General features: G+C 61.9%; 23 protein-coding genes and 1 tRNA gene. 14 read left to right on the forward strand and 10 right to left on the reverse strand.

Going from position 1 to position 22,103, the window contains the following annotated elements:
- The first annotated feature begins 64 nt into the window (after positions 1–64).
- The 5 genes from mtgA (at position 65) to AMC99_RS09750 (ending at position 3,136) form a co-directional block, all read left to right on the forward strand.
- Entirely contained in the window at positions 65–733 is a 669-nt protein-coding gene (mtgA, locus tag AMC99_RS09730; protein ID WP_061926039.1) for a monofunctional biosynthetic peptidoglycan transglycosylase, read from the forward strand.
- Between the two features lie 204 nt (positions 734–937).
- Positions 938–1,879 carry a cation diffusion facilitator family transporter gene (locus tag AMC99_RS09735; protein WP_061926042.1) on the forward strand — a complete coding sequence of 314 codons (942 nt, stop codon included), beginning with the start codon at positions 938–940 and terminating at the stop codon, positions 1,877–1,879.
- Positions 1,880–1,944: 65 nt separating this feature from the next.
- Entirely contained in the window at positions 1,945–2,433 is a 489-nt protein-coding gene (locus AMC99_RS09740; protein WP_061926045.1) for a polysaccharide deacetylase family protein, read from the forward strand.
- Positions 2,434–2,454: 21 nt separating this feature from the next.
- Entirely contained in the window at positions 2,455–2,652 is a 198-nt protein-coding gene (locus tag AMC99_RS14230) for a polysaccharide deacetylase family protein (protein ID WP_061926048.1), read from the forward strand.
- Positions 2,645–3,136 carry a GFA family protein gene (locus AMC99_RS09750; RefSeq protein ID WP_061926051.1) on the forward strand — a complete coding sequence of 164 codons (492 nt, stop codon included), beginning with the start codon at positions 2,645–2,647 and terminating at the stop codon, positions 3,134–3,136. The genes AMC99_RS14230 and AMC99_RS09750 overlap by 8 nt, the downstream gene beginning before the upstream one ends.
- On the opposite strand, the gene AMC99_RS09755 is transcribed toward AMC99_RS09750, so the two are convergent.
- From AMC99_RS09755 to AMC99_RS09770, 4 genes are all read right to left on the reverse strand, one after another.
- The gene (locus AMC99_RS09755) at positions 3,137–3,649 is read right to left on the reverse strand and encodes a hypothetical protein (protein ID WP_061926054.1); all 513 of its coding nucleotides are present in this window, start codon (positions 3,647–3,649) and stop codon (positions 3,137–3,139) included.
- A gap of 101 nt (positions 3,650–3,750) precedes the next feature.
- Positions 3,751–4,098, reverse strand: coding sequence for a hypothetical protein (locus AMC99_RS09760; RefSeq protein ID WP_061926057.1), 348 nt, complete (start codon positions 4,096–4,098; stop codon positions 3,751–3,753).
- Positions 4,098–5,369, reverse strand: a complete 1,272-nt coding sequence (clpX, locus tag AMC99_RS09765; RefSeq protein ID WP_061926060.1) for an ATP-dependent Clp protease ATP-binding subunit ClpX — start codon at positions 5,367–5,369, stop codon at positions 4,098–4,100. The genes AMC99_RS09760 and clpX overlap by 1 nt, the downstream gene beginning before the upstream one ends.
- A 171-nt stretch (positions 5,370–5,540) precedes the next feature.
- A complete protein-coding gene (locus AMC99_RS09770; protein WP_061926063.1) occupies positions 5,541–6,239 on the reverse strand; it encodes an ATP-dependent Clp protease proteolytic subunit in 699 nt (232 codons plus the stop codon).
- Positions 6,240–6,420: 181 nt separating this feature from the next.
- Here AMC99_RS09770 and AMC99_RS09775 point away from each other — a divergent pair, with 181 nt between their 5' ends.
- Together AMC99_RS09775 and AMC99_RS09780 are read left to right on the forward strand one after the other, a co-directional pair.
- On the forward strand, positions 6,421–8,559 hold the full coding sequence (locus AMC99_RS09775; protein ID WP_061926067.1) for a TonB-dependent receptor plug domain-containing protein: 2,139 nt from the start codon (positions 6,421–6,423) through the stop codon (positions 8,557–8,559).
- Between the two features lie 50 nt (positions 8,560–8,609).
- Positions 8,610–10,145 (forward strand): amidase, encoded by a 1,536-nt coding sequence (locus AMC99_RS09780; protein ID WP_061926071.1) that lies wholly within the window; start codon positions 8,610–8,612, stop codon positions 10,143–10,145.
- Positions 10,146–10,171: 26 nt separating this feature from the next.
- On the opposite strand, the gene tig is transcribed toward AMC99_RS09780, so the two are convergent.
- Positions 10,172–11,743, reverse strand: coding sequence for a trigger factor (gene tig / locus AMC99_RS09785; RefSeq protein WP_061926073.1), 1,572 nt, complete (start codon positions 11,741–11,743; stop codon positions 10,172–10,174).
- A 72-nt stretch (positions 11,744–11,815) separates the two neighbouring features.
- Positions 11,816–11,900 (reverse strand) — tRNA-Leu (locus tag AMC99_RS09790).
- A 155-nt stretch (positions 11,901–12,055) separates the two neighbouring features.
- On the opposite strand from AMC99_RS09790, the gene AMC99_RS14160 reads away from it, so the two are divergent.
- The 4 genes from AMC99_RS14160 to AMC99_RS09805 all read left to right on the forward strand — a co-directional run bounded on the left by AMC99_RS14160 (position 12,056) and on the right by AMC99_RS09805 (position 14,513).
- A complete protein-coding gene (locus AMC99_RS14160; protein WP_198143513.1) occupies positions 12,056–12,226 on the forward strand; it encodes a hypothetical protein in 171 nt (56 codons plus the stop codon).
- Positions 12,227–12,279: 53 nt separating this feature from the next.
- Positions 12,280–12,564 carry a DUF3297 family protein gene (locus AMC99_RS09795; protein ID WP_061927902.1) on the forward strand — a complete coding sequence of 95 codons (285 nt, stop codon included), beginning with the start codon at positions 12,280–12,282 and terminating at the stop codon, positions 12,562–12,564.
- Between the two features lie 63 nt (positions 12,565–12,627).
- Positions 12,628–14,016, forward strand: coding sequence for a ribosome biogenesis GTPase Der (gene der, locus AMC99_RS09800; protein WP_061926076.1), 1,389 nt, complete (start codon positions 12,628–12,630; stop codon positions 14,014–14,016).
- Between the two features lie 2 nt (positions 14,017–14,018).
- A complete protein-coding gene (locus AMC99_RS09805) occupies positions 14,019–14,513 on the forward strand; it encodes a DUF2721 domain-containing protein (RefSeq protein ID WP_061926079.1) in 495 nt (164 codons plus the stop codon).
- 22 nt (positions 14,514–14,535) lie between these two features.
- Here AMC99_RS09805 and AMC99_RS09810 read toward each other — a convergent pair whose 3' ends face one another.
- Together AMC99_RS09810 and AMC99_RS09815 are read right to left on the reverse strand one after the other, a co-directional pair.
- On the reverse strand, positions 14,536–15,852 hold the full coding sequence (locus tag AMC99_RS09810; protein ID WP_232301365.1) for a DUF418 domain-containing protein: 1,317 nt from the start codon (positions 15,850–15,852) through the stop codon (positions 14,536–14,538).
- A gap of 41 nt (positions 15,853–15,893) precedes the next feature.
- A complete protein-coding gene (locus tag AMC99_RS09815; protein ID WP_083440139.1) occupies positions 15,894–16,940 on the reverse strand; it encodes an SPOR domain-containing protein in 1,047 nt (348 codons plus the stop codon).
- Positions 16,941–17,136: 196 nt separating this feature from the next.
- Here AMC99_RS09815 and AMC99_RS09820 point away from each other — a divergent pair, with 196 nt between their 5' ends.
- The 3 genes from AMC99_RS09820 to AMC99_RS09830 are packed head-to-tail and all read left to right on the forward strand — an operon-like array spanning position 17,137 to position 19,747.
- Entirely contained in the window at positions 17,137–17,853 is a 717-nt protein-coding gene (locus AMC99_RS09820) for a ParA family protein (protein ID WP_061926081.1), read from the forward strand.
- Between the two features lie 27 nt (positions 17,854–17,880).
- Complete coding sequence (locus AMC99_RS09825) at positions 17,881–18,393, forward strand: hypothetical protein (RefSeq protein ID WP_061926084.1); 513 nt, start codon at positions 17,881–17,883, stop codon at positions 18,391–18,393.
- A 25-nt stretch (positions 18,394–18,418) separates the two neighbouring features.
- On the forward strand, positions 18,419–19,747 hold the full coding sequence (locus AMC99_RS09830) for an SPOR domain-containing protein (RefSeq protein ID WP_061926088.1): 1,329 nt from the start codon (positions 18,419–18,421) through the stop codon (positions 19,745–19,747).
- Between the two features lie 79 nt (positions 19,748–19,826).
- Here AMC99_RS09830 and AMC99_RS09835 read toward each other — a convergent pair whose 3' ends face one another.
- A complete protein-coding gene (locus AMC99_RS09835) occupies positions 19,827–21,059 on the reverse strand; it encodes a dihydroorotase (RefSeq protein ID WP_061926091.1) in 1,233 nt (410 codons plus the stop codon).
- Positions 21,056–22,072 carry an aspartate carbamoyltransferase catalytic subunit gene (locus AMC99_RS09840; protein ID WP_061926093.1) on the reverse strand — a complete coding sequence of 339 codons (1,017 nt, stop codon included), beginning with the start codon at positions 22,070–22,072 and terminating at the stop codon, positions 21,056–21,058. The genes AMC99_RS09835 and AMC99_RS09840 overlap by 4 nt, the downstream gene beginning before the upstream one ends.
- Positions 22,073–22,103: the final 31 nt, after the last annotated feature.

Below are 22,103 nucleotides of genomic sequence, written 5' to 3' on the forward strand. Positions count from 1 at the left end.
GATCCTCCCGGGCGCTGCGCTCGGGAGGATTTTCTTTTGTCCGATGCGCGGCTAATCCTGGTCCATGATCCGCACCGCCACCCTCTTTCTCGTCAAGCTGGTCCTCTGGTTCGTGGGAATCAGCCTTGCGCTGGTCCTGTTGTTCAAATGGGTGCCGGTGCCGGTCACGGCGACGATGATGATGGACGAAAATTCCATCACGAAGGATTGGGAGCCGCTTTCCAATATCGATCGCAACCTCGTCGACGCGGTGATCGCGGCCGAGGACGGGAAATTTTGCGAGCATAACGGTTTCGATGCCGAAGCGATTGCCAAGGCGGCGGCAAGCAACGCGCAAGGCGGCCGCATCCGGGGCGGCTCGACGATTACCCAGCAAACCGCGAAGAACGTCTTCCTGTGGCAGGGCGGCGGCTATTTCCGCAAGGGGATGGAGGCATGGTTCGCCTTCCTGATCGAGCAGATCTGGGGGAAGCGGCGTATCATGGAGGTCTATCTCAATGTCGCGGAGACGGGCATCGGGACCTATGGCGCCGAAGCCGGTGCCCAGCGCTATTTCAAGCATTCCGCCGCGCGCCTAACGCAGAGCGAGGCGGCGCGCATGGCCGCAGCGCTTCCCTTGCCGAAAGAACGATCGGTCGTAAATCCGAGCGGCTGGCTGGCACGCCATGGCGGCACGATCCAGAGCCGCATGCGGGTGGTGCGCAACGAAGGGCTCGATGCCTGCGTTTACTGATCGTCGGTCGCGATCCGCTCGCTCAAGAGAATTGTCTGGAGATCCAGATACTTGTCGTTGCGAAATCACATGATATGATATCTCATAGATCAATGAGATATTTTATATCATATTGATTTTGTTCGATTTTTCTTGTCCTTGCAGGCTCATGCCCTAAGTCTCGAAACGCCGGACAACGCAGAACAGGGTGCAGGCACAAGGGCAATGGGTCACAGCCACGATCATTCGCAGGATCATTCCCACGACGGGCATGCGCACGGGCACGGGCACGGCCATTCCCACGCACCTGCCGACTTCGGCAGGGCTTTCGCCATCGGCATTGTGCTCAACTCGCTCTTCGTCGGAGTCGAGGCGGTTTATGGCTACATCTCCGGCTCGATGGCGCTGGTGGCAGATGCGGGCCACAACCTGTCCGACGTGCTTGCCCTGTTGCTTGCATGGGGCGCCAGCATCGCTGCCAAACGGCCGCCATCGGCGCGTTACACATACGGCTTCAAGAGTTCGACCATCCTTGCCGCGATCGCGAATGCGTTCCTGCTGGCTATCGCGATCGGCGCGATCCTGTTTGAAACCGTGAACCGCATCATGGAGCCTGCCCCGGTCGAGGGAATGACCATGGTGATAGTCGCGGGCATCGGCATCGCCATCAACACCGGGACCGCGCTGCTTTTCCTGAAAGGGCGGCATGACGATCTCAATATCCGCGGCGCATTCCTCCATATGGCGGCCGACGCCCTGGTGTCGGTAGGCGTGGTCGTTGCCGGCCTTGCCATCATGTCGACCGGGCAATTGTGGATCGACCCGGTCACCAGCCTCGTCATCGTGGCCGTGATCGCCTGGGGCACCTGGGGCCTTGCGAAAGACAGCATCAAGCTGGGCCTGCTCGCCGTGCCCGAAGGAATCTCCGAAACTGCCGTCCGGACCTATTTCTCCGACCTCGACGGCGTCACCGCCGTGCACGACCTCCACATCTGGCCGATGAGCACCACCGAGACCGCTCTGACCGTCCACCTCGTGATGCCGGCAGGGCACCCTGGCGACGGCTTCCTGCGCGAGGTTGCCCACGACCTGGAACATCACCACCGGATCGGCCACGCCACCATCCAGGTCGAGATCGAGCGCGGAGATTGCGCAGCGGGATGCTGACCCGCCCTCGGTTCATCTCCCGCACACCCTGTGAGACATAGCGAGAGCGGCGAGGGAGATATCGGATGCGCGTAAAACTGGTCGCAGGCCTCGTCATTGCGGCCGTCGTCATCGCGGCAGTCCTGTTCCAGATATCCAAGGCGCGCTGTTTCCAGCTTGTGGGCGACGTGACCTGCCGCGTCGAAACGGACCGCAAGATCGTGGCCCTGAGCTTCGACGACGGGCCGACGCCGGAGGGCGTGGATGCCGTACTGCCGGTGCTCGACCGGTTCGGGGCCAAGGCGACCTTCTTTCTGATCGGCGACCGGATCGAGAAATTTCCGGGACAGGCCGAGCGGCTGCTCGAAGCGGGTCACGAACTCGGCAATCACACCTACAGCCACAAGCGCAACCTGATGAAGTCGCGCGAATTCTACCGGAATGAAGTGCGGCGCGCGGATGATCTGCTGCTCGCGGCAGGCGCGCAGACCAAGCTGTTCCGGCCTCCCTTCGGCAAGCGCCTGATCGGACTACCGCTCGAAGTCGAGGCCGCAGGTTATCGCACGGTAACCTAGGACGTCGAAGACAATCCGGAAATGTTCGAAGGGGACGTTGCAGGTTATGCGCAGGACATTCTCGCCCGGGTCGAGCCCGGCTCGATCATCCTGATCCACCCGATGTACCGTCACAACCAGACCGCGCGCGACGCCCTGCCCTTGATCCTGTCAGGACTGTCCGAAAGGGGCTATACCATCGTCACGGTCGGCGAGTTGCTGGAGAGTGCAGATGAGTGACAGGGTGCGGGAAGGCGAATGCGGTTGCGGGCAAGTACGATACCGGGTCACCGGGGAACCGATCTTCGTCAACAATTGCCACTGCCGCCAGTGCCAGCAGCAGACAGGCGGCACATCGGTGGTCAACGCGTTCTACGAGGACGAGCGGCTCGAAATTCTGGAAGGTCACCTGACCGAGCATGTCGTCACGGCAGGAAGCGGCGGCCCGCATACGATCTGCCGATGTGATAATTGCGGGGTCGCACTTTGGAGCTATTACCCGCGCCTCGGCCGGCTGGGTGTGGGCATTCGCGTCGGTACGATGGATGAAAAGGATTCACTGACACCGGTCGCGGCCATCTTCGTCAGCGAGAAAATGCCGTGGGTCACCCTACCCGAAGGGCTGCCGCATTTCGACAAGACCTATGATTACCGCGAACTGCTCGATGCCGACAAGATTGCGAGAATGGATGGGATGATCGAACGTCGCAAAGCCGGAGGCTGATCAGCCGGGCCGGGACATGACCATCACGGTCTGATTGTATTGCTTATTCTCGTTGACGCATACTGTGTCGCCGATCGCGCTGGTAAAGCAGGCAGAGTTTTCGCCGGTCCGTTTACGGGCATGATTTTGACGAAAGACCCCCTGCCGCGCCAGACGCGTTACAACGGTGCGTGGATGGTGCGGGCCACCCTTGAAATCGCGACAGGCACCAGCATCCGTTTCTCCAAGTCCGTCTGCGATCGCCAGGCAATTGAGTTCGATTTCACCAGACTGCCTCCGATAGGTGACAGTGGCAAAGGCGCCTGCACCGGTGACAAGCAAGTTGTCGCCAGTGCGTTTGGAACAGATCATCTTCGCAAGGCGATCGATAGCCTCGTCGCGAACCGAACACTTGTAACCCTGAGCGGCCAAGGCGTTGCGAATGGAGGCCTCAGGAAGCGTTGCGTTCACACCGAGAAAAGTGATCGGGTCGGCACTCGGCACGGTCTCGGCATGAGCTGCGCCAGTCGCCATCAAAGCTATGACGAGTACGGTCGACTTGTTCCTGAGCCCTCTCATCTCTCTCCCTCCCAAGCTTTGCCTGCCCGGCTATCGTTCGTGTCATGACCAACCTGTCAGCCCTGGCGTCTGGCCCACCTGCCTAACAATACCAGTGCCAAGCACTGAGCACCCGCCAGCAGGGCACTGATGAAGACTATCAGGCCAGAGGGATCGCCACGAACGTCCTCTGGTGGAACGAGTTCCATCAATACGACGAAGAACGCGATGACGATGCTGAACATGACCGGCAACAGCCACGCCATCTGGCGCCGCTGTTCCAGCCGCGTGGCATTGCCGCTGAAATCGTAATGGGCAGGAATGCGTTCGAACCTCGAATAGGTTCGATCGGTCCACCAACCAGAAGCTAGCAGGAAGGCAATGGCAGACCCCGCGCAAACCAATGCGACGGGGTCCAGCACCATCAGGCCGCTTCTTCCTTCTCGGCGTCCTTCTTGCCGCCATGTACGCGGATCGGGTCTTTCTTGCCCGCCACGACATCGGCATCGATGACGATCTCGGTCACGCCTTCCATGTCGGGAAGGTCGAACATCGTATCGAGCAGGATGCCTTCGACGATCGAACGAAGGCCGCGTGCGCCGGTCTTGCGCTTGATCGCCCGTTCGGCAATCGCACGCAGCGCTTCGTCGTTGAACGTCAGCTCGACGTCCTCCAACTCGAACAGCTTGTGATACTGCTTCACGAGCGCGTTGCGCGGTTCCTTCAGGATCGTGACGAGCGCATCGACATCCAGATCGTGCAGCGTCGCGATCACCGGCAGGCGGCCGACGAATTCCGGGATCAGACCGAATTTGAGAAGATCCTCAGGCTCGCTCTTTTCCAGCAGTTCACCGATGCGGCGCTTGTCCGGATCGGCAACATGCGCGCCGAAGCCGATCGAGCGCTTCTGCAGGCGGTCGGCGATGATCTTGTCGAGGCCCGCGAAAGCGCCGCCGCAGATGAACAGGATGTTGGTCGTATCAACCTGCAGGAATTCCTGCTGCGGATGCTTGCGGCCGCCCTGCGGAGGAACCGAGGCGGTCGTGCCTTCCATCAGTTTGAGCAGGGCCTGCTGCACGCCCTCGCCCGATACGTCGCGGGTGATCGAGGGATTTTCAGCCTTGCGGGTAATCTTGTCGATTTCGTCGATATAGACGATCCCGTGCTGCGCCTTCTCGACGTTGTAGTCGGATGCCTGCAGCAGCTTCAGGATAATGTTCTCGACGTCTTCACCGACGTAGCCTGCTTCGGTCAGCGTGGTCGCATCGGCCATCGTGAAAGGCACGTCGAAGGTGCGCGCCAGCGTTTGCGCCAGCAGCGTCTTGCCGGTGCCGGTCGGGCCGACCAGCAGGATGTTGGACTTCGCCAGTTCGACATCGCCCGCCTTGCCGCTGTGCTTCAGACGCTTGTAGTGGTTGTGCACCGCGACCGAGAGGTTCCGCTTCGCGGAATCCTGGCCGATCACGTAATCGTTCAGCGTTTCGAAGATTTCGCGCGGGGTCGGAACCTCGCCTTCCTTCTTGCCTGCGATCCCGGCCTTGGTTTCCTCGCGGATGATGTCGTTGCACAGCTCCACGCACTCGTCGCAGATGAACACGGTGGGTCCTGCGATGAGCTTGCGAACTTCATGCTGCGACTTGCCGCAGAAGCTGCAGTAGAGGGTGCTTTTGCTGTCGGTTCCGCTCAACTTTGTCATATCCTAACGCTTCCGATCCCCATAGCAGGGGGATTCGCCGAGTGTATCTCGGGAAGTTTATGAATCAATATATAGCTATAGCTTTTCCGGCTTGCCGCTAGCTGAAGCGGCTGGGTCAACACAGCCCTAACGGGCGAATGTCCCGCAACAGGCCGGAAAAACGCGATAATCCTATTCCGGCGCGCCGCCCGAACCGCTGTCGTCGCCTTCCGGCTCGCTTTCAGGGCGAGTTTCGAAGACCTTGTCGACGAGGCCGAACTTCATCGCTTCTTCCGCTTCGAGGAAGGTATCGCGGTCCATCGCCTTCTCGATATCGGTCAGGCTCTGGCCGGTATATTTGACGTAAAGGTCGTTCATCCGGGTGCGGATACGCAGGATTTCGCGTGCCTGGATCTCGATATCCGATGCCATGCCGCGTGCACCGCCCGAAGGCTGGTGAACCATGATGCGGGCATTGGGCAGTGCGATGCGCATGCCCGGCTCACCCGCTGCAAGCAGGAAACTGCCCATCGAGGCGGCCTGGCCGATACACACGGTCGAAACGCGCGGCTTGATGTACTGCATGGTGTCATGGATCGCCATGCCGGCAGTAACCACGCCGCCCGGCGAGTTGATGTACATGCTGATCGGCTTCGACGGGTTTTCGCTTTCGAGGAACAGCAGCTGCGCCGTGATCAGCGCCGCCATGTTGTCTTCGACCTGGCCGGTGACGAACACGATGCGTTCGCGCAGCAGGCGGCTGAAGATGTCGAAGCTGCGTTCGCCGCGGCTGGTCTGCTCGACCACGACCGGCACGAGTGCCCCGGTGAGCGGGTCACGGGTGAACTGGCCCTGGGTTGCGTGAGCTTCGGTGCCGAACAGGTCGATCATGGTTGTCCTCTTGTCTCGATAGGTTCGCCTATCTCGCCATTGCATGGCCAATGTTCAAGGGCGTTAACCGCTTATCGGTCGTCAAAAGTCGTTCGTCGGTTCGCAATGCCGTTTATCGCCACTTTGCGGACTCCGGTCGAGCCGCGCTCCCATCGTTTGTAACGCAACGTATCAGAAGCGTATGAAAACAAACGTCATCGAGCGCATTAGCGCCGCAAAACACCTTGGTGTATCCCGCTTTGCCGTAGCGTCTGCGATTGCAGCGACGCTGCTTTCCGTATCCAGCCCGGCGCTCGCATCGGACAGCGCAGAGGGCCAGAAAGAGGTCAAGACAGATGGTCCTGCAGGCGGTCAGGTCACCAGCTACCTTCCCGCAGATTTCGACAGATTCGCACCTCGCAATGCGCTCGACATGCTGCAGAACGTCCCGGGTTTCACTGTCCGTGACGAAAGCCAGGGTCGCGGACTTGGCCAGGCGAGCGAAAACGTGCTCATCAATGGCGACCGGCTCGCGAGCAAGTCCGACAGCGCGACCACGCAGCTCGCGCGGATTGCGGCCAAGCGCGTCACCCGGATCGACATCGTCGACGGTGCGACTTTCGGCATCCCCGGGCTTTCGGGCCAGGTCGCCAATGTCATCGTCGAGAGCGGCGGGGTCAGCGGACAGTTCGAATATCGCGCGATCGCCAGGCCGAAATACGCTCTCGACAGCTATGGCGGCGGCGAAGTCTCGGTCAGCGGGTCGTCGGGCAATATCGACTGGACCGCAGCCTACACCCACGATGTCGGCCGCGGCGGCGGTGGCGGCGGCAAGGGCACCTTTATCTATGACGCGGCCGGCAATCTCCTCGAACAGCGCGATACGCTGCTGTGGTTCAAGGGCGAATTTCCCAAACTGTCGGGACAGCTGAAATATGCGAGTCCGAATGGAACGACGGCCAACCTCAATGCCTCCTACGGCTGGGACTCGACCCGTTTCAACCATGACGAATGGCGTTACCCGGTCGGTGAGACCGCCTATTTCCGCGACTTCCTGAACCGCGATGATGGCTACAATTACGACATCAGCGCCGATGTCGAATTCGGGCTCGGCCCGGGCAGGCTGAAGCTGATCGGGATCGAACGCTTCAGCCAGAGCGACGGTCCGGCCACTTCCTACTACGTGTTCGACGATGGCAGCCCGACGCAGGGCAGCTGGTTCTGGACCGACAGCAAGGCGGGCGAACGGATCGGGCGTGCAGAATATAGCTGGGCAATGCTCGGCGGCGACTGGCAGCTCGATGGCGAAGCGGCGTTCAACCGGCTCGACCGGATCGCGACCGTGGGCGATCTCGGGACGGACGGTGAATTCGACATCGTTCCCTTCCCCGGCGGCACGGGGAAAGTGACCGAAGATCGCTACGAAGCGATCCTTACCCATAACCGCAACCTCGCCCCTGACCTGACGCTGCAGATCGGCGGCGGCTACGAATATTCAAAGCTGGCGCAAAGCGGCGACCGCGGCCTGACCCGCGAATTCTGGCGGCCCAAGGGTTCGGTCACGCTCGCGTGGGCGGCCAACCCCAAACTCGACCTGTCGTTCAAGCTGGCACGGACCGTCGGCCAGCTTTCCTTCGGGACTTTCCTTGCGACGGTCGACCTGCAGGGTGACAACGACAATGCCGGTAATATCCGCCTGGTGCCGCAACAAGCGTGGGAGCTGGATTTCGAGGCCAAGAAAGACCTCGGGCCATGGGGTTCTGCAAACCTTCGCGCCTATGCCCGCTTCATCGATGATTTCATCGACATCATCCCCGTCGCCGGCGGGGAATCATCGGGCAATATCGACGGCAAGGCAGAGCTTTACGGAATTCGCGCCGACCTGACGCTCAACCTCGACAGGCTGGGCTGGAAGGGCGCTCGCCTGACATCGGGCAACACTTTCGAGACGACGTCCTTGCCCGACCCGCTGACCGGGATCGACCGTCCGTTCAGCGGACATCGCCGCTTCCGCAGCGATACGGAACTGCGCTGGGATATCCCGAAGAGCGACTGGGCGTTCGGGGCCGGGTTCAACGCATCGCAGAATGAACGCTATGTCCGGCTCTACGAAACCGGCCGCGATTACGAAGGGCCGATCTACACCTACGCCTATGTCGAGAACAAGGATGTGCTGGGGCTGACAGTCAACTTGCAGGCGTTCAACCTCACCGCCGGAGAATCCTATTTCAACCGCACGGTTTACGACGGCTTGCGCGATCGCTCGCCTGTCCTGTTCCGCGAGAACCGGAGGGTCGATGTCTCGACCATCTTCCGCCTCTCCGTGAAGGGCAATTTCTAAGGGGCAGTTTTCGCTTGCCACATGGCGGGGCGCCGGACAGCATAAGGGGTATGAGAAACATCATCCCTGGCGCTGCTCTGGCGCTTCCGCTTGCGGCGCTGGCGCTGCTTCCTTCCGCAGTTTCGGCACAGTCTGCTCCTGCACCCATGCAGGCGGCAACCAGCGCGGCGAAGGATGCTGCGGAGCGGCAACTTCTCGCCATTGCGCAGATGGACGACGCCGGGCCGAAGCTGAATGCGGTGATCGCGACCAATCCCGATGCACCCGCGCAGGCAGAAGCCGCCGAGAAGGCGCGGCTTCCACTGGGCGGAATGACCCTGCTGGTGAAGGACAATGTCGAAACCAAGGACATGCCGACCACTGCGGGTTCGCTGGCGCTGAAGGATAACAATACCGGCCGCGATGCTCCGCTGGTTGCCCGCCTGCGCGATGCTGGCGGCGTCATCCTGGGCAAGACCAACCTGTCCGAATGGGCCAACATCCGCAGTTCCGGTTCGACCAGCGGATGGAGCGCGGTTGGCGGGCAGACCCGCAACCCGCACGCCACCGACCGCAACACGTGCGGATCGTCCTCTGGCAGCGGTGCTGCCGTGGCTGCAGGATTTGCCTGGGCTGCAATCGGCACGGAAACGGACGGATCGATAACCTGCCCCGCCTCGATCAACGGGATCGTCGGCTTCAAGCCTACGGTCGGTTTCGTCAGCCGCACGCATGTCGTCCCGATCAGCCACTCGCAGGACACAGCGGGGCCGATGGCACGCAGCAGCTATGTCGCGGCGATGATCATGAACGCGATTGCCGGCAGTGATCCCGCCGATCCCGCAACGGCAGAAGCTGACGCGCGCAAGGTCGATTTCACACAAGGCATGCTCGACACCAGCCTCAAAGGCGTGCGTTTTGGCGTCATGCGCAAGCAGGTCGGCAGTTTTGCCCCTGTAACTGAGCTGTTCGAAAAGGCCCTCGAGGACTTGCGCAATGCGGGCGCCGAACTGGTCGAGATCGAATATCAAGACCCGGAAAGCATGGGCGCGGACGAATTTACCGTACTCCTCTTCGAATTGCGCGAGGACCTCGGCACTTACCTGACCGGATCGCCCGCCGACATTCCGGTACGCTCGCTGGCCGATACCATCGCCTTCAACAATGCGAACGCGAAGGACGAACTGCGCTTCTTCAACCAGGACATCTTTGAAATGGCCGAAGCGACGACAGACCGCGAGGCTTATGAGGCAGCGCGCGCCAATTCGCTGAAACTGGCGGGCAAGGAAGGGATCGACCGGCTGCTTGCCGAAAACAATGTGAGCTTCCTGATCGCTCCGACAACCGGCCCCGCGTGGCCGATAGACCTGATCTATGGCGATGACTATCCGGGCAGCATCGGCGCAGGTTCACTGGCCGCAATCGCTGGATACCCGCACCTGTCGGTGCCGATGGGTTCCATCGAGGGGCTGCCGGTCGGTCTTTCGATCATGGGCGCGAAATGGAACGACCACGAGGTGCTGAAGATGGGCGCCGCATATGAAAGGGCGCGGACAGCAGAACTGCCCACGCCCTCTTTCAAACCATGGGAACCGGCGGACGACTGACCGTCCGCCACATTCCGTAAGGCCGATTACTTTTTCGCTGCTGCCTTCTTGGCAGGTGCCTTCTTGGCCGCAGGCTTCTTCTCGCCCTCGTCCTTCTTGGCGGCAGCCTTTTTCGCCGGAGCCTTCTTGGCCGCAGGCTTCTTCTCACCTTCGTCCTTCTTGGCAGCAGCCTTCTTTGCAGCCGGCTTCTTGTCCGCGTCGTCCTTCTTGGCAGCGGCCTTCTTCTTGGCCGGAGCCTTCTTCTTCGCAGCCGGCTTCGCTTCTGCGCTCTCTTCTGCCTCGATAGCGGCTTCGAGCTCTTCCTGCGTCACTTCACGGTCGGTGATTTCAGCCTTGTCGAAGAGGAAGTCGACAACCTTGTCTTCATAAAGCGGCGCGCGAAGCTGGGCTGCTGCCATCGGCTCCTGCTGCACATACTGGATGAAGCGATCGCGGTCTTCCGGACGGTACTGCTGTGCCGCCTGCTGGATCAGCATCGACATTTCCTGACCGGTCACTTCCACGCCATTGGCCTGGCCGATTTCCGAGAGGAGCAGGCCGAGACGCACGCGGCGCTCTGCAATCTTGCGATAATCGTCGCGCTCTTCCTGGATTTCCTTCAGCGCTTCCTGCGGATTTTCCTCACGCGAGGCTTCCTGCTGCAGCTGAGCCCAGATCTGCTGGAATTCGGCGTCGACCATGCCTTCCGGCACGTCGAAGTCATGGCCGGCAGCCAGGGTATCGAGCAGCTGGCGCTTCATCTGCGTACGGGTGAGGCCGGCGGTCTGCTGTTCCAGCTGGCCGCGGAGCAGTTCCTTGAGCTTGTCGAGGCTGTCGATGCCGAGCTGCTTGGCGAATTCGTCGTCGACCTTCGTTTCGGTCTCGACCTTCACCTGCTTCACCTTGATATCGAACTGAGCTTCCTGGCCCTTCAGGTTCTCGGCCGGGTAATCTTCGGGGAAGGTAACGGTGATGGTCTTCTCGTCACCGGTCTTCACGCCCACCAGCTGTTCTTCGAAGCCGGGGATGAACTGGCCCGAACCGATCACCAGCGGAGCGTCTTCGGCCTTGCCGCCTTCGAATTCCTCGTCGCCGAGACGACCGGTGAAATCGATGATCAGCTGGTCGCCGTCGGCGGCCTTCTTGGTCTTCGGAGCGTCCTTGTAAGCCTTGTTCTGGCCAGCAATGCTCTTGACCGCATCATCGACCGCTTCGTCCGAAACCGGCACGGTCAGGCGTTCCAGCTTCAGGCCGTCGACCGTCGGAGCTTCGATGGTCGGAAGCACTTCGAGCTCGACAGTGATCTCGGCATCCTTGCCTTCTTCATAGCCTTCGCCGAGGTCGATCTTGGGCTGCATCGCCGGACGCAGTTCCTTGTCGCGCATCAGGCCGTCGACCGAATCGCGGATCACGTCGTTGAGCGTCTGCGCGTGCAGCTGTTCGCCATGCATCTTCTTGATGAGATTCGCCGGCACCTTGCCCGGACGGAAGCCCGGCATTTTCACCTGCGGAGCGAGCTTCTTGACCTCGGCCTCGATCTTCTCGGCGATTTCCTTCGCCTTGATGGTGATCTGATAGGCGCGCTTGAGGCCTTCGTTGGCGGTTTCCTTGATCTGCATGGGATTAAAACTGATGCCTTTTCAACAAATTCGTCATGATCGAGACCCGCTCGAGGAGTGTAGCGAGCGGATTGGTGCGGGCGAAGGGACTCGAACCCCCACATCTTGCGATACCAGAACCTAAATCTGGCGCGTCTACCAGTTCCGCCACGCCCGCAACCCGAACGAAGCCGCGCGTGAGGCGCGGCCGCCACGCGTGTAGGGGAGCGCCATTAATCGGGCCTGCACAAAAGGGCAAGCTCCGCGATGCTCTGGACGGAACATTGCCTGTGCTACAAGCGTTGTAACCTTGCCTTTCGACGGAGGATTACAATGGCAACCCAGCCCGGACCTGAAATCGATCCCACTTCCCCGCCCGAGACACCGCCCGAATCGCCTCCGGCCGAAACGCCGTTCGAACAACCGCCGGAAGTGAACCCGCCCTCACCCGACTTCGACCAGCCCGACCGCGGGCCGATGGAAACGCCGCCTCCGCCCGATTGAGCGCTTGCGAATGATGTTGCCGATCAATGCGCAGCGCAGTAACGGGCCACCGCATGAGCGAAGATAACACCCAGGACACCCCGCCTGACCACCTGTCGGTCAACCCGCGGAGCGAGTTTTTCGACGCCGACAAGCTGCAGCGCGGCGTCGGCATCCGGTTCAAGGACCGCGTGCGCACGGACATCGAGGAATATTGCATTTCCGAAGGCTGGGTGCGCGTGCAGGCCGGCCGGTCGATGGACCGCAAGGGCCAGCCGCTGACGATCAAGCTGACCGGTCCGGTCGAAGCCTGGTACGAAGATCTCGGCGAGAACCCGCCGGTCGCCAAGAAAGACTGACGGACCTGGCACGCTTGCCCGAAGCTTGCGCTCAGGCAGCTTAAGGGCCACTTGCAGGCAATCATGAAACCCCAGGTCATCATTATCGGCCGCCCGAACGTCGGCAAGTCCACCCTGTTCAACCGGCTGGTGGGCAAGAAACTCGCGCTGGTCGACGACCAGCCGGGAGTGACGCGCGACCGCCGCATGGGCGATGCAGAACTCGCCGGAATGTCTTTCACCGTAGTCGATACCGCCGGGTGGGAGGACGAGGACCCCGACACGCTGCCGGGCCGTATGCGCATGCAGACCGAAGTTAGCCTCGAAGGGGCCGATGCCGCGATGTTCGTGATCGATGCGCGCGCTGGCATCACTCCCCTGGATGAAGAAATCGCGCGCTGGCTGCGCGAACAGGAAGTGCCGGTGGTGCTGGTCGCCAACAAGGCCGAGGGCAAGGCAGGCGAAGCAGGCCTGTACGAAAGCTATTCGCTGGGCCTTGGCGAACCCATCGGTGTTTCAGCCGAACACGGCGAAGGCATTGCCGACCTTTTCGGTGCTCTCTGGCCGATTATCGGCGCCAAGTCCGAGGCTGCCGAAGCCGCCGCCGAATTTGCCGCCAGCGAGGACGATGACGAGACTCTTGGCCCGCTGAAGCTGGCAATCGTGGGCCGCCCCAATGCGGGCAAGTCCACTCTGATCAACCAATTGCTGGGCGAAGATCGCCTGCTGACCGGTCCCGAGGCCGGCATTACCCGCGACTCCATCGCGATCGACTGGAACTGGACCGATCCGAAAACCGGCGAAAACCGCGAAATCCGCCTGATCGATACGGCCGGCATGCGCAAGAAGGCGCGCGTCGTCGAAAAGCTCGAGAAACTGTCAGTTGCCGACGCCCGCCGCGCCGTCGATTTTGCAGAAGTCGTCGTGCTGCTGCTCGATGCGACACAGGGGCTCGAGCACCAGGATCTCAAGATCGCCGATCTCGTCCTGCAGGAAGGTCGCGCGCTTATGGTCGCGATCAACAAGTGGGATATCGCAGAAGACGCCTCCGCGCTGTTCAATGGCATCCGCGCCGCACTCGACGACGGGCTGGCGCAAGTACGCGGCCTGCCGCTGATTGCCGTGAGCGCAAAGACCGGCAAGGGCCTCGACCAGATGCTCGGTGCCGCATTCGAATTGCGCGAAAGCTGGTCGAAACGCGTTCCGACCGCCGCCCTCAATCGCTGGTTCGACGATGCGCTGGAAGCAAATCCGCCCCCAGCGCCCAAGGGCAAACGTATCAAGCTGCGCTACATCACGCAGGCTGGCACGAGGCCGCCGCGCTTTGTCGTTTTCGGCACCAGGCTCGACATGTTGCCGAAGAGCTACGAACGCTATCTCGTGAACGGCATCCGCAGCAAGCTGGGCTTCGAGGCCGTTCCGGTACGGGTCGTGCTCAAGAGCCCGAAGAACCCCTTCGAAACGAAGGATTGAGCATGCTCGACCTTCTCGCTTCCGACCACACATTGGCAGCGGAACTGCTCGAACGTACCGCCAGCACCGTCCGCGTACAGGAAATCGTGCGCCTCAGCCTTGCACCCGCTTTCCTGCTCGCCGGTATCGGCGCGATCATGAACGTCATGATGACGCGCCTGATCTGGGTCGCGGAACGGATCGAGCGGCTGGAAGTGCGGATGGAAGAAGAGCACACATTGCGCGAGGAAAAGGAGCTCGACTGGCTCCGCAACCGCCGCAAGCTTGCGCAGCGCGCCGTCATGTTCAGCACATCGGCCGCGCTCACCATCAGTATCGTGATCGTGCTGCTGTTCGTCAGCGCCTTCATCACTCCGCAGATCGGTAGCCTGACCGCTGTCGCATGGATCCTGACCATGCTGCTGCTGAGTACAGGGCTGATGCTGTTTGCGCGCGAAACGATCGTGGCCGCACGCGGCCATCGCAAGGTCGAGGAAATCGAGGAGCGAGAGGGCTGATTCCCGCTCCCCGAAACCGAGATTAGCGCTTCAGCGGAAACAGCTTGCCGTAGGTCAGGCAACGCCACAGCCATTCGAGAGGGCCATAGCGGAACCGCGCGAGCCAGGCTTTCGACCAGAACAGCATGAGCACCCAGGTCACCAGCACCACCCCGAACAATTCGACCCGCGACAGCCTGCCGAACAAGCCGAAGGCCCAGCCGTGGAAGACGAACATCATCAGGATCGACGTTCCGAGATAGTTGGTGAAGGCCATTCTCCCGGCGGCGACGAAACGCTGGCCGATCGCACTTTGCGATGCAACGGGCGCATAAACCACGAACAGCGAAAGCAAGCCGAACACGGTCATCAGGTGCGGCACACCGCCCAAACCGTTGAACACGAACATGGTGGTGAAGAAGCTGAACCCGGTCGTGTACGGCCAAAGTCCGGCCAGTAGCGACAGAACAACGCCCACGATCACGCCGGACCAGCCCCACCGCCTCAGCTTGGCTTCGGAAAATTGGCCATGGAACATGCCGAGCCGATACAGCGCGCTGCCTATAAGGATCAGGCCAAAGGTCTCACCCATTCCGGCGAAGATCAGTTCCTGGACCAACTGCCCCCACTCGCCCAATTGGCGCTCGACCACATCGGCATATGAGCCATCTTGGTAGATTGCAGTGACTTGCTTGGAATCGGTCAGGATCTTTTCTTCCGTCCCCTCCAGCTGCGCCCTCGCTTCTTCAGGCACCTGCGCATTGACGGCGGGGATTTCCGCTGCCGCGTAGTTCATGCCCATGAGTACGGTCATCAGCAGGGTGCCGACCGCAAGGACACCGATCCCCACCTTGAGCTGGGTCTTCGGCTGCCATTTCAGGGTAAGCAAGGCGACCATGCCCCACACCGAATATAGCGTCAGGATGTCACCGCCCCAGATCAGGAAATAGTGGCTGAGGCCGAACAACATGAGGATGATCAGCCGGCGGAATTGCAGCCACCGCGTTGCCCCGCGCGCCCAGGCGCGTTCCATGAACAGATATATGCCCGCTCCGAACAGGAGGGTGAACAGGCCGCGGAACTTTCCGTCGATGACAGCGAACTGGAACAGCCAGACAGCCTCGTCCGCGGGCGTGGTGCCCGTCGCAAGCGCCGGAGGCCAGAAATAGGCCATGAATGGATGCCCGAAGGCCGTGATATTGGCGAACAGGATGCCGAGCACGGCAATGCCGCGGATGAAATCCAGCGTTACGATCCGGTCCGCAGCCGCGACGGGTTGCTGATCGGGCGTGTGAGCGACTTCGCCAGTTGCGTACATTTCTGCCGCGACTGCCGCCGGTATATTTTCGTTCTCGCTCATGAAATCCCCCCAGATTTGATCTGGAAGGGAATGTGCCTCAATCAGTTACGCGTCACAAGACAGTCCTGACCGGACGCCTTCAATGCTCGACAAGCGTCTTGCGCCGCGGATTGCGTGTCGAACCCGCCCGCGAGCAATTTCGTGACCCGGCCAGCCGGTACCTTCAGCTTTTTCGCACCAGCGAGCTCGCTGCGAGCAGAGAGTTTCGTCCAGAGCTTGTCCGCGTTTCCGGCAACGCCGAATGCGCCAAGTTGCACGGCCCATGGTCCATTTCCTCTGGTGGCCGATGCTCTCGCCACCACGGATGCAGCGACGGGTTCGGGCACTGCGACGACAGGCGTGCGAACTTCGGGCGTGACGCCAGGTGCGATTGCGAAGTCAGCACCAAGTCGCGACGGAGCAATAGGGACCGTGGCGACCGGACGCGGAATGGCCGGAGTGAGATCGGCCTTGGGCGGTCCGGCGTGATCGAGATCGGCTGCAGCCATTTCGGCGCTCCGCCGGGCGTCGCTTTGCGCCTTGATCTCGACCGCGAGGACCTGCGCCTTTTCGCGGTCCGGAAGCGGGATGAAGCTATCCATTTGCTGGAGCGCGCCGGCTGCTTGCGGCAGTCCCGATGCATTGGCGAGCGTCATCAGCGCATAGGCACGCGGCCAGTCCTTTTCAGCAAGGTCAGCGTTGAAATAGGCAAGACCCAGGACATATTGTGCGCGCGGATCGCCGCGGTCGGAAGCGGCCCTGACGAACGGCATGGCCTCTGCCCGTTTGCCCTGCTGGAAAAGCAGCAGCCCATAATTGTCGGCAGCTTTCAGGTGACCGCGCTCGGTCGCCTTGCGATAAAGTTCGCGAGCAGCCTCGAGATCGGCGGGAACGCCGCGACCCAGCCTGTAAGCCTGCGCCAGGTTGAACTGCGCATCGGCATCGCCATTGGCCGCCGGGCCCTTCCATTCTGCCACGGCAGCTGCGAAATCGCCCCTCGTCCAGGCATCGACGCCATCTTTCACACCGGCCGAAAGAGGCGCGGCTGCGCAGATGGCGACGACCGATGCAGCGGCACAGATTTTTTGCCAGGCAGTCGAATTAATCACGGTTAGTCCCCTTGAGTGGCTCTATTGCCCGCCAGCATAAGCGCGACATGGTAAACCGGCGGTTAGCAAAGATACCGAGCCCGAGAGGCCAAGCCGGACCACGGCCATTAACCCAATATTAGGGGTATCCTGCGATCCCAGCGATGAAAGCCGTTTTCGAACGGAGATTGTTGGGCAAACCAGGGGGACCCAATCGTTGCGTGTACTAGCTTTGGCATCGCAGAAAGGCGGATCGGGGAAGACGACTCTCTCCGGTCATCTGGCCGTACAGGCTCAGCGCGCAGGCGCTGGACCGGTCGTGCTTATAGATATCGACCCGCAAGGTTCGCTTGCCGATTGGTGGAACGAGCGTGAGGCGGAATATCCTGCCTTTGCACAGACCACGGTCGCCCGCCTCGCCAACGACCTCCAGGTCTTGCGGCAGCAGGGTTTCAAGCTTGCGGTAATCGATACGCCGCCAGCCATCACCATGGCCATCCAGTCGGTCATCGGCGTTGCCGAACTGATCGTCGTACCGACCCGTCCCAGCCCGCACGATCTGCGCGCTGTCGGCGCCACGGTCGATCTGTGCGAACGCGCTGGCAAGCCGCTGGTCTTCGTCGTCAACGCGGCGACCCCCAAGGCCAAGATCACTTCGGAAGCCGCTGTCGCGCTGTCGCAGCACGGCACGGTCGCTCCGATCACCCTTCACCATCGCACCGATTTTGCAGCCTCGATGATCGACGGCCGTACGGTAATGGAAGTCGATCCCGAAGGCCGTAGCGCCGCCGAGGTCACCGCGCTCTGGAAATACATCTCCGATCGTCTGGAGAAGAATTTCCGTCGCACCGTGTTCGCTGCACCGAATTCGCAGTCGCAGCTGCCCGGGGCAAATCGTCCTGGTGGCGGTTTCGGCCGCCGGGTTGCCCAGTAACGGGCCAAGCAAGGAGCGCGCCGCGCCATGACCGAAGCAAGCTTTGCCTCTCTCAGCCCCACCTTGCTGGCACGCAAGGGTGGCGCCAAACCTGCGATGCGTCCGCAGCTCGGTCCGATTCCCAACGCCACAGCCGAAAATCTCGAAGATCTCGGCTGGAACGACATGGGCGAGGACGCCGATACCGTTCGCACGGCAGATGTCGTGCAGCTGAAGCCCGGCAAGACCGAGCCGGAAGCTGAAAAGCCGGAAAGCGATGAGCCAGCAGTCCGCAAGCAGCAGGACGCGCTGGTCGAAACCATTCGCCAGGACAATGTAAAGGCTCGCCCTGCACCCAAGCGCAAGAGCGCTACCAAGCAAGGCAAGCGCGCTGCATTCACGCTGCGCCTCGACGCTGATCGCCATCTCAAACTGCGCCTCGCCGCCACCATGCAGGGCGAAAGCGCGCAGTCGCTTGTCACCGCCGCGCTCGATGCGCTGCTCGACGATATCGAAGAACTAGACTCGCTGGCCGCTCGCATGAAGCGGACCGACGGATAATTGCGCTGAAAGAGGGGGATAGACCATGAGTCGCACCGCCAAGATGAACGGACCGAAGATTGCCCTTGCCGTGACCACGGCATTGGCCAGTGTTGCGCTGGCAGGTTGCACCACGAGTGCTGCGCCGCGCGCAGAAACCTCGTTCCAGAAGGCGCAGGTCGCGCTTGAGAAGGGTCAGGTCGACAAGGCCATTGTCCATGCAGAGGCAGCCGTTCTCGCCGAACCGCGCAATGCCGGTTACCGTGCAATGCTGGGCGCCGCCTATCTCGAATCGGGCCGCTTCGCCTCGGCCGCTACCAGCTTCAACGATGCCCTGGTCCTAGGCGACAACGACCCGCGCACCGTCCTCAGCTATGCCCTCGCCGAAGTCGCACTCGGCAACAATGCCGTTGCGGTATCGACCCTCGAACAGTGGGAAAGCGATATCGACCCGGCCGACATGGGTCTCGCGCTCGCTCTCGCAGGCGATGCCGACAAGGGTGTCCACATCCTCAGCAACGCACTGCGTGCAGGCCAGGACAGCGCAAAGGTTCGCCAGAACCTTGCCTATGCCTATGCCCTGCAGGGCAACTGGCGCGCAGCCCGCGTCATGGCGGCAGAAGACGTTCCTGCAGACCAGCTCGACCAGCGCATCAGCGACTGGGCACACATGGCGAAGCCGGAAGATTTCCAGTCGCGCGTCGCGAGCCTGCTGCAGGTTTCGCCGAGCGCCGACAACGGCCAGCCGACGCACCTCGCTCTCGGCAACTTCCCGAGCCAGGAAATGATGGTTGCCGAAGCCGCAGCCCAGATCCCGGCTGAAGAAGCGATTGCCAGCGAAAGCGAAATGTTTGCATTCGGCGAGCCTGACGCAGGCGAGCTTGCTCCGGCATCCGAACCGGCCCAGTTCGCAATGGCTGAACCTGCTGCCGCTCCGGCTTACGAAGCACCCAGGACGCGCTATGTCTCGAAGGCTGTCGTGCAGGACGTTCCGGCTTCCGCCGCGGCACCGGCAAAAGCGCCGACGCGCCTTGCCAAGTCGTCTCCGCAGCGCCGCATGGCTTCGACTTCCGACAATGCAACCGCGACACACCTAGTACAGCTTGGCAGCTTCTCGAACCGCGCCAGCGCAGAGCGTGCGTGGAGCATCTACCAGAAGCGTTACAGCCAGCTTTCGGGCCGCGATGCCGTGATCACCGAGGCAAAGGTGCGCGGCAAGACCTATTACCGCGTCGCTGCTGCCGGCTTCGGCGCGGCCAGCGCTCGCAACATGTGCGCGACGGTCAAGGCTTCGGGCAAGGGCTGCTTCGCCTATGCAGAGAGCAGCCCGATGCCGGGTGCCGTTTCGACCCCGGTCCGGATGGCTGCGCGCTAAACCTGATACAATACTTCAGCGAGACTACCCCCGGCGCCGCAAGGCTCCGGGGGTATTTTTATACGCGGCACCCGCCCGGTCAGCGCGAGATCCGCACCCCGCCCTTGAACAGCGCGGTGACCCGGCCCTGTGTCGGCTGGCCATCGAAAGGCGTGTTGTCGGCAGTGGATTTCATTTCGCGCCGGTCGATGATCCAGGGCTTGTCCGGATCGACGATTGCGACATCGGCCTCGTGCCCTGCCTTGAGCTCGCCTGCCTCGACACCCAGCAGGCTGGCCGGCGTGGCTGCAAGGAGGTCGAAAGCCCGCGGTAGGTCGATCACTTCGTCGCGGACCAGTGTGAGCGTCATTGCCAGAAGGGTCTCTGCGCCCGCCATGCCCTCTTCCGCGTCAGAAAATGGCAGGCGTTTGTCCTCCGGCCCGCGCGGATCATGGCCCGATGCGACTACGTCGATCGTTCCATCACCGATCGCCTCGATCACAGCCTGGCGCTCTTCTTCGCGGCGCAGCGGCGGCGAGAGGCGCATGAAGCTGCGGAATTCTGCCAACGCAAGGTCCGACAGCATGAAATGCGCGGGCGTTACCCCGGCAGTCACTGGCACGCCGCGCTTTTTCGCCGCACGCACCAGGTCGAGAGCGGCACGGGTCGTAACCTGCCGCAAGTGAAGCCTTGCGCCGGACATTTCCGCGAGCGCGATATCGCGGGCGACGGCAAGCGACTCTGCTTCGGCAGGCGCGCTCGGCAGGCCCAGGCGCGTCGCCATTTCGCCAGCGGTTGCCGCGGCCTGGCCGGTCAATCCGCCGTCCTCTGCATGGCTTACCACGACGAGATCGAGCATGGCGGCATATTGCATCAGCCGCAGCATGACACCGCTGTCGCCTATCCAGCGACGACCGGTGGCGACACCGCGCGCTCCGGCCTCTTTCATCAAGCCGATTTCGGCAAGCTGTTCACCCGCGAGGTCGCAGGTCGCAGCCGCAAGCGGATGCACCCAGAGATCGGGCTTGCCGCTCTTGGCGATCAAATTGACGCGGCTCGGGTAATCGAGCGGCGGGTTCTGGTCAGGCATCAGCGCGGCACGCGTGATGCCGCCGAAGTGGAACGCGGGCTTGTCGACGGCGAATACGCCGAAATCGACCAACCCGGGCGTGACCAGCCTGCGGCTCGCGTCGATCACCTCGTCACCGTCGGCTGGGCCATCGGTGCCGACCGACGCAATTGCCCCTTCAACAAGACGCAGGGTGCCCTCGACGATACCGCCCGGCGTAACGATCCGCCCGTTGGTAATTGCTATGGCTCGTTGCTGCTTCATGCCCAGCCCTCCACGCTGCGCGCCTTGCGCGTCAGGATGTCGAGGCAGGCCATGCGGATCGCGACACCCATTTCAACCTGCCGCGTGATGATCGAACGGTCGAGGCTGTCTGCAACCTCGCTATCGATCTCGACGCCGCGGTTCATCGGGCCGGGATGCATGACCAGAGCGCCGGGAGCGGCACGATCGAGCCGGGTGCGGGTCAGGCCGTAGAGGTGATGATATTCGCGTGCCGAAGGGATGAACTGCCCCTGCATCCGCTCGGTCTGGAGGCGGAGCATCATCACGACATCGCTGCCCTTCAGCGCCGCGTCGAAGTCATGGAACGGCTCGGCACCCATGGCCTCCACCCCGGGTGGCATCAGCGCAGGCGGCGCACAAAGGCGCACAGAGGCACCAAGCGCCTGCAGACACAGGAGATTCGAGCGGGCCACGCGGCTATGGAGGATGTCTCCGCAGATCGTCACCGTCAGGCCGGTGAAATCGTCCGCCGACTGGCCACGTTCGCGCAGGGCATGGCGCAGTGCGAGGGCATCGAGCAGCGCCTGCGTCGGATGTTCGTGCTGGCCGTCACCTGCATTGAGGACAGGGCAGTCGACCTTGTCGGCGATCAGTCCGGTCGCACCGCTCGACCCGTGCCGGATCACGATGGCGTCGGCCCGCATGGCATTGAGAGTGATCGCCGTGTCGATCAGCGTCTCGCCCTTCTTCACGCTTGAGGTTGCGGCATGCATGTTGACGACGTCCGCCCCCAGCCGCTTGCCCGCAATCTCGAAACTCAGCAGCGTTCGCGTGCTGTTTTCGAAAAAAGCGTTGATGATGGTGAGCCCGGCCAGTCGGTCCGAATGTTTCGAACTCTGCCGGTTCAGTTCGACCCAGGTCTCTGCCTCGTCGAGCAGGTAGAGGATTTCGTGTCGTTCGAGCTGCGCGATGCCCAGCAAGTCACGATGTGGAAACGCCGCCGAACCCGCTGGATAACGGCCGGAGGTCGATGAAGTTGCCGATGATGTCATTAAAGCGATGCCGTTAGACGAGCCGCGTTGG

Source organism: Altererythrobacter epoxidivorans (genome assembly GCF_001281485.1).
In the GTDB taxonomy this organism is placed as follows: Bacteria; Pseudomonadota; Alphaproteobacteria; order Sphingomonadales; family Sphingomonadaceae; genus Erythrobacter; species Erythrobacter epoxidivorans.